This is a genomic window from Micromonospora sp. RV43, assembly GCF_001029515.1.
Classification (GTDB): domain Bacteria; phylum Actinomycetota; class Actinomycetes; order Mycobacteriales; family Micromonosporaceae; genus Micromonospora; species Micromonospora aurantiaca.
Map to the genome: position 1 here is coordinate 1 of NZ_LEKG01000359.1, position 1,491 is coordinate 1,491.

A 1,491-nucleotide genomic window follows, 5' to 3' on the forward strand; every position below is an offset into this window, starting at 1 on the left:
GCCCGCGTCCTCGGCGGCCGGATCCGGGGGCTGGTCCACGCCCCAGTCGTAGGCGATAGTCACCCCCGCACTGTACGACCGCGCCCGCCAGGCGGCGCCGCTGTTGGACCAGCTCAGGCGACGTCAGTCAGCGGGTTCGGGCAGGCGCAGTAGGCCGGCCGCGTGATGGGGTCGGGACGTCCTCGGCGGTCAGCCGCCGCCGCTGATCTCGCATCCCACCTATCGGGATCGCAGGAAACGGCGAAAAGTCTTCCCTGCAACCCGCTCCCTTTGGCAGCGCACCCCAGGTACGCGCCTAGATCAACTGCTTACCGTTGTTTTTGGTCTGGAAACTACGGGCGGGCCGCCCCGGCGTCCCGGGCGGCGAGCGCCTTCGCCGCCGCCGTCAGCTCGTTGGCGAACAGGTCCAGCGTGGGCCCGGCGGCGCGGTGCACCACCCGGACCGGATTCAGCGGCAACAACAGCAGCGCCACCACCACCTGCGGGTTCTTGAGCAGCGTGCTGGCCACGTACCAGGCCAGACCGGCGGCCAGACCGGCCTGGAGGGCCACGATGAAGTACCGGCGCAGCCGCTCGTACGCCTCCCGGACCTCCCGGCGCGCCGCCGGAGCCACGGGGGTCACGGCACCGGCCGCCCGCCCGGGCATCGCGGGCACGACGGCTCGGGCTCGATCACGCCCTCCTCTACCCGCCGGGCCGCACGGTATTCCCGGCGCCGCCCGCGACGGCGCTCCTGTCGTACCCGTGGTCCATGATCCTTGTCGTCACAGCGGCACGGATCACGGCCGGCGACGGCGTCCCGGCGTGCCCGGCGGCGGCCGGCCGGCGGGGAGGTCGGGAAGATGACGGAGGCGAACGACGCCTCATGGCGACGGCGCAGCGTGCTGCGGGTGGCGCCGCCCGCGCGGGCCCGCAAGCTCGCCAAGGTGCCCTTCGTGGAGCTGGCCGACGGGCGGTTGCAGGGGGTGGTGTCCAGCGGCTCCGACGTGGAACGCGTCTACGTCTCCTCGGTGACCGCCGGCACGCACGCGGTCAACTGCAGCACCAACAACAACCGGCCCTGCGGCGGGCTGCGCGGCACCATGCTCTGCAAGCACCTGCACGCGCTGGCCGACGAGGCGGTGCTGCAGTACGGCGCCACACAGGTCGCCCGCTACCTGCGGGTGGATGTGGGCGACGGCGTCGACAACGGCACCGCCCTGCTGGCCCGCACCGACGCGCGGCACGAGCCGGGCCCGGCCGCCGTGGTGTTCAGCCGCTTCCTGCGCCACCTGGCCTACCTCGAGGTCCCGGCCGCCACCACGGCGGTGCCGGAGCTGCACTGGTTCCCGGCCACGGCGGGGGTGCGCTGATGCTCGCCGCGCACCTGACCCGGCTCCACGACGGGACGATCCCCGGGCTGGCCGAGACGCTCGCCGTCGTCGACCGCGCCGACGACACGCTCACCGCCGGGCTGGCCCGCGCCGACGAGCCCGGCGCCGCCGCCGTGGC

General features: G+C 74.2%; 2 protein-coding genes. One reads left to right on the plus strand and one right to left on the minus strand.

The annotated features are described in order from the left end of the window. Positions 1–332 precede the first annotated feature (332 nt). Positions 333–614 (minus strand): hypothetical protein, encoded by a 282-nt coding sequence (locus ABD52_RS41820; protein ID WP_235437689.1) that lies wholly within the window; start codon positions 612–614, stop codon positions 333–335. A 267-nt stretch (positions 615–881) separates the two neighbouring features. On the opposite strand from ABD52_RS41820, the gene ABD52_RS37170 reads away from it, so the two are divergent. Next, on the plus strand, positions 882–1,352 hold the full coding sequence (locus ABD52_RS37170) for a hypothetical protein (RefSeq protein WP_200905296.1): 471 nt from the start codon (positions 882–884) through the stop codon (positions 1,350–1,352). Positions 1,353–1,491: the final 139 nt, after the last annotated feature.